This window comes from uncultured Metabacillus sp. (assembly GCF_947503125.1).
In the GTDB taxonomy this organism is placed as follows: domain Bacteria; phylum Bacillota; class Bacilli; order Bacillales; family Bacillaceae; genus Metabacillus.
Genome location: NZ_CANNCR010000052.1, coordinates 22654 through 28979 on the forward strand (window position 1 = coordinate 22654; position 6326 = coordinate 28979).

The window sequence follows — 6326 nt, forward strand, 5'->3', positions numbered from 1 at the left end:
TCACGATGTCTTAGCAGAATTCTTTTTCGCAAAGCTCATGTCCTTCATAAAAATAAAGGTAAAAGCAATCAGCGTAAGAAACATCAATAGTGAATTATATAAAAACACTTCTCTCATCCCTACTGACTCAGCCGTCATTCCGCCGAGAATACTTCCTGTTATTCTTGCGATTCCTAAGCTAATTAAGCCATACATCGTTTGACCGGAAGCCTTTAGCTCCTTTGGAACCTCTTCATTAATAAACATTGCCATTGTCACCATTAATACGATAAAGATCGCACCATGGAATAACTGAATTGGCAGAACGAGATAAGGACTTTCTACTAAGTAAAAGCAGAGCCAGCGTACACCTGCAAAAAAGGCTGTACTTAATAAAATAAGAGGAACCCCAAACCGCTTAATAATCTTATCAGCAAAGAGGAGAAATGGGAGTTCACTAATGGCTGATACTAGCATTGACCAGCCCAGCAATGACGTATCCGCACCCAGTTCTTTATAAAAGATTGGGAAAAATGCATAATAATAACCTAATGAAACCTGAACAATAAAACTTAATAGAAGAAGAATGACGAGTTTACGATTTTTAAATACCACCCATATTCTTACTTTTTTGCCGCTGGCTTGATGCCCTTTTACTTTTGGCAATTTAAAGCTAATGACCATGGCAAGTAGCATAATCAAACTGTATACGATAAAGATCGAATCAATTTGATTCCGGGCATATAGGCCAAAACCAACTGACATGAGCGCAAATCCAATGGTTCCCGCTAAGCGGATCGGCCCAAAATTCCACTTTGTTTCCGTTAAATATTCAAGTGTGATCGCATCACTCATTGGGTAAATGGACGTTTGGAAAAAGGTAACCAAGCACATAATAACCAACAAATATACGAAGTGATTGGATAAAGGAAACAGCATGACTGAGATAGCGCTCCCAAATAATAAGATCTGCAAAATAGTATTCTTTGTTTTAGAGCGATCCCCAATACTTCCCCATATCGGCTGTGCCAATATTGCCATGAGCGGCCCAAAGCTGAGCAAAGCCGCAATTTCTGTTTTACTTAAATCAATACTATCTAAATAAACAGGCAAAAACGTTAGAAATACGGCATTCCCCATATAAGCAACCGCATACAAAATTAAGAAAAAGAAATAGATAGTAAAAGACTTGCGGTCCACAAGATTCACCTCTTGTAATAGAATAAGATGGTATTTATTGTACACCTAATCTGTTAGCAGCCGCTACCTATTAATACTTAATTATAAAGAAAACTTGGCTGGCGCCAATCCTTTAGGCGCAGTGCGGCTGCCTAGTTGCACTTATACTTAATTCTTAAAATTTGCCACTACGTCGAATTCTCTCCTGCGCTGCAAATTTATTCTTTCTTAACGTGCAAAAAAACCCGGGAAAAGCAAATTGCCTTCTGCTTAGATCCCAGGTTTTACTAATTTTTTCACAAATATTTTCTGAAGCAAGCAAAACGCTTGCACACTTGCTTTGTTTTTCTTAAGAAGGTTATGGTAACTTTCATATCCTTCTTGACATTTTCTTAAAGATTCATAGCAACGAAAATAGTTTTATTCTGTACATCACTTGTTGCATTTGGAAAAATTCTCAATTATCATAACAGCTTCAACCTATTTATTTTGCTCCTGCTTTTAGCAAAATTTTTTTCAATCTCTTTAAAACCCTTTTCACGTGCATGTTGTAACGGAGTCACCTTATTATTGTCTGGAATGTTCACATCTGCCCCATGTTCTATCAGCAATTGCACCGTTTGCTGCTGCTTTTCGTCTCCATCATTTAAATCAATAAGAAATTGGGATCTAATTATATTTTAAACATCTCTGCATCTGTTTTTAGCTAACATGGCTTAATTTTTGATCTTCGTCTCCTACCATCACTTCTTTCGGAACGGCAAAGAAATAAGTGATAAAGAGTGCTGCAGCAAAAATGACAATGGAAACCACAAGGTAAACAGCCAGCTGATTCCACTCATATATATACATTAAAGGTGAAAGTATAACAGCCAAGCCGTATGAATTTGCTTTGATGTTTAGAATAGAAAGAATCGCTCCTCCAACTGCTGAACAAGCAATCATCACATAAAGCGGCTTCATACTATACCTCATGCCAACACCAAACAAAGCGGGTTCACTAACACCGAGCAATTGTGTAGCAGTAGCACTTGCTCCCATAACTTTTACCGTACTTTTTTTTCGCTTTAAGTGTAATTGCCAAGCAGGTGCCAGCATTAGCAAATCCGTACATTGCACAAAGAGTAATGAGTGGATTAAAACTTGTATTTGCAAGCAGAGTAGTTTCAATCATGATAAATAAATGATGCATCCCTGTCATTACGGCCAGAGGATAGATAAATCCGATCACAAGTCCGCCAATACCCAGCGGGGCTTCTATAAGTTGGGTAACAACTGTTATTAATCCCGTTTCTACAAAGTGCAATAAAGGTCCTAAAATGAGTAACCCGGTAATCATCATACATAATAAAACAAAGAATGGAGTAAAGATTAAATCCAATGCATTAGGCATAACAGCTCGTAACTGTTTCTCAAGTTTTGCACCGAGAATCCCAACTACCAAAGCTGTCAGGACACTACCTTGATAACCAACAACTGGTATGAAACCAAATTCCATAATCGGTTCGACACCACTGTTGATGTCAGCTACAGCATACGCATTAGGAAGGGCAGGTGAAACGAGCATTAACCCAAGAACAAAACCAATAATCGGCATTCCTCCAAAATTCCTAAATGCAGACCAGCAAATTAAAGCTGGTAAAAAAGCAAAAGCTGTATCTGTCAAAACTGAAATTAACGTCTGCAAATAACCGGGTATATCATCAATGCTCATTCCCATTAAGCCCAAAACCGCATCACTAAACAGCACACCTTTTAATCCAAGAAATAAACCTGTTGCCCCAATGATTGGGATAATCGGAATAAAGATATCTGCTAATGTTCGCACTGCCTTTCTAATTCCCTTGTCCTTACTAGTAGATGCGGCATCATTCTTAGTTTCCTCAATCTCTTGAGTGGTCCCATCCCCTCTTAAGGCTAAGTAGACTTTATTTACTGTACCAGTACCTAATATAACCTGATATTGTCCAGCATTAAAAAATACGCCTTTTACTTCATCAATCTTTTCAATTGCTTCATCATCAATCTTTTCACGATCTTTTACGGAAAAACGCAATCTTGTAGCACAATGGACATATGATTCAATATTATCCTCACCAATAACTCTTACAATTTCTTTTCCTATCCGCTCATATCTATTTTCACTCATGATGGCTCGCTCCTTGCTTTAAGAGTATTAGTGCTTGATATGGTTTTAAAAAGTATTCTTGCTCAGAAACCGTTTGTTTATCTTCTTTATAGTTGTCTAATAAAACATCAAATTTATCATCTAACACAACTTTTTGCTCATCACATGAAAAATTAAAATAACAAATAATTTCTTCAGCATAATACTTGCGTTTATACGCAACAATGGTTGGATGCTCTTCTAAAATTGGTTCAATCTCTCCATAAATTAAGCATTCACTTTTTTGTCTAAGTTGAATGATTTTTTTATAAAAATGTAGAATGGAATTCGGATCCTTCTCTTGCTGCTCAACATTGATCGATCTGTAATTATCGTTCATTCCAAGCCAAGGCTTAACTTTTGAGAAGCCTCCATATTCCTGATCATTCCAATGAAATGGCGTTCTTGAATTATCACGGCTTCTTAAATTGATAAAATGTAATGCCTCTTCAGCGCTAAAGCCCTCATTCATGGATCGATAATACTGGTCAATACTTGAAATATCATCAAATTCTTCAATGCTCTTACGTTTAAAATTAGTCATGCCAATTTCTTGTCCTTGATAAATGAACGGAGTTCCTCGAAGATAGAAGAACAGTGCACCCAACATTGTTGCAGAATAAAAATTTCTGTTCTCTTCTTCTTTTATATACTTGCTTAATGAGCGATTCTGATCGTGATTCTCTAAAAAGTTTGCTCCCCAGCCGACTTTTTGGATTTCCGTTTGGCTTTTGAAGATCAATTTCTTGAGATCCAGTACATTCCACTCAACCCTTTTAAACCATTCACTACCTGAGGCTACATCAAGGTCTGCGTATCTAAAATCAAAAATCATTGAAAAGTATCCATTATCGCCGATGAAATCCCCGTACTGCTCATAAGGTACTCCAGGAGCTTCACCAATTGTCACACAATCATATTTAGCAAATGTCTCTTCTTTAAGTTCATGTAAAAACTCCTCAATACCCGCTTGATTTCGTGCCTTCTTCGTACATTTTACAAGTCCGTCAGCCCCATCAGCAGGAAGGTTATCAAAGTTTTGATCTTTCTTTATAAATGTAATCGCATCTACGCGAAACCCGGCAATACCTTTTTTAACCAATAATTGACCATTTTATATAACTCGTTTCTAACCTGCTTGTTTTCCCAATTTAAGTCAGGTTGTTTCACCCCGAAAGAATGAAAGTAGTACTCATTAGTATTCTTCAAAGGCTCCCATACACTGCCTCCGAAAACAGAGCGCCAATTAGTAGGAGGCATGCCATCTTGTCCAGATTTCAAAATATAGTAATCTCTATATTTACTATCCTCTGGGTTCTTTAATAGATCTTGGAACCAAGGGTGTTCATCTGATGTATGATTGATCACGAGATCAAGGACAATTTTAATTCCTTTTTCTTTCGCTCTCTCTATTAATTCATCTAAATCTTTCATGTCGCCGAATTCTGGATTTAGTTGATAATAATCAGAAATATCATATCCGTTATCAGCCATTGGTGATTGGTAGATTGGACAAATCCATATCATTGTAATTCCCAATGACTCTAAGTAATCAAGCTTTTGTGTAATTCCTTTAATATCACCTATTCCATCATTATTCGAATCATAAAAGCTTTTTGGATAAATTTGATAAATAACTTCTTTTTGCCACCACTTCTTCTCCAAGTTGTTCCCTCCTAGTGTTTAAATAGTAGTTTCTTTGAATAACTCGATTGCCATCTGAGTATGGTATCGGTTCCATATATCTTCAAAAAACAATTAGTAATAGGCGCTCGTTTACGTAAATGTAAAGTAAGTATTTATTCGACATATAAAGTTAAAACATCATAACAAAACACCTAAAACCATATGGTATCGGTTCCATATCTAATTAAAAAAACAGACAATTTAATCACTTGTTATTGGAACCGGTTTCTGTGTTTATTATACGTTTAGTATTTGTTCTCTGTCAACGCTTTCTTACAAAATTATTTTTTCTACATTATCCATTTCACTGTACATTTCCTTGGTTTTCCAAGTATATCCCATAACTTTTCTAAAAAGAAAATACCAATCAGTTATGGGAATTTAACTTGTAGGAGGATCAATAATGCTTATTAACTAAGTGGACTGGCGAATAATTAATTCTATTGGCAACTCATAGTTTTTTATTTCTATCTCGGGATTATCAAGCATTTCGAGCATCACTTCTATTGATTTTTCTCCCATCTGATCAACAGGCTGACGAATGGTGGTTAATTTAGGGTCTAAAATTTCCGCAATTGGCTGATCATCAAAGCCAATGATTGCAAGATCAGATGGAATTGATAACCTCTGTTCTTTTGCTTCAATCATGATTCCAGCTGCAACTTGGTCACTTCCTGTAAAAATAGCCGATGGACGATCTTTCATTTCTAAAATTTGCTTTATTACCTGCTTTCCATCTTTAATGGTATGTTGATCGATAAAAATCCATTTTGGGTTGATCTTAATCCCTGCTTCATCTAATGCTTTTTGAAACCCTTGATTCCGATCTTTCCCTTTGCCCTGTTCATCAAACAAACCACCTGTACAGTAAGCAATTTTTTGATGACCTCTTTCAATCAAGTGCCTTGTGCCTAAGTATGCCCCTTTTGTCTGGTCCAGGCGGATCATTGGAACAACCGATTGATTTACGTAATCATTGCAAAGCAAAATAGGGCCGTATTGGTTATATGACTCAATCATTTCCCAATCATTTTCAATTGAGGTCATAATAATTCCATCTACCTGTTTTGTTTTTAATAAATTTAAAAATGCTAATTCCTTTTCTTTGTCTTCATAACTTTGTCCAATCAACACTTGATAGCCTCTTTTATAAGCCGCCTGTTCAATCGAATTGACTAAATAAGAGAAGAAAGGATTAACAATTTTAGGAACAATAACTCCTATTGTTGTCGTTAACTTGAGTATTGCGGACAGATTGAGCCATCAGTGCGGAGATTTGAGCCACTATTTGCGGTCAACTGAGCCATTAAGTGCG

4 protein-coding genes and 2 pseudogenes are annotated in these 6326 nt (G+C 36.4%); all 6 read right to left on the reverse strand.

Annotated features, from left to right (window positions below):
• On the reverse strand, nt 1-1179 hold the full coding sequence (locus Q1B07_RS21480; RefSeq protein ID WP_299093944.1) for an MFS transporter: 1179 nt from the start codon (nt 1177-1179) through the stop codon (nt 1-3).
• A gap of 443 nt (nt 1180-1622) precedes the next feature.
• Nucleotides 1623-1814: pseudogene (locus tag Q1B07_RS21485) on the reverse strand (ankyrin repeat domain-containing protein); the annotation flags it as partial.
• Between the two features lie 46 nt (nt 1815-1860).
• Nucleotides 1861-2121, reverse strand: coding sequence for a hypothetical protein (locus tag Q1B07_RS21490; RefSeq protein ID WP_299093943.1), 261 nt, complete (start codon nt 2119-2121; stop codon nt 1861-1863).
• A 37-nt stretch (nt 2122-2158) separates the two neighbouring features.
• Nucleotides 2159-3307, reverse strand: coding sequence for a PTS transporter subunit EIIC (locus tag Q1B07_RS21495; protein WP_299093942.1), 1149 nt, complete (start codon nt 3305-3307; stop codon nt 2159-2161).
• A pseudogene (locus Q1B07_RS21500) lies at nt 3300-4852 on the reverse strand (alpha-glucosidase). Before Q1B07_RS21500 ends, Q1B07_RS21495 begins: the two are co-directional and overlap by 8 nt.
• Nucleotides 4853-5425: 573 nt before the next feature.
• Nucleotides 5426-6265 (reverse strand): substrate-binding domain-containing protein, encoded by an 840-nt coding sequence (locus tag Q1B07_RS21510; RefSeq protein ID WP_366945253.1) that lies wholly within the window; start codon nt 6263-6265, stop codon nt 5426-5428.
• Between the last annotated feature and the right edge of the window lie 61 nt (nt 6266-6326).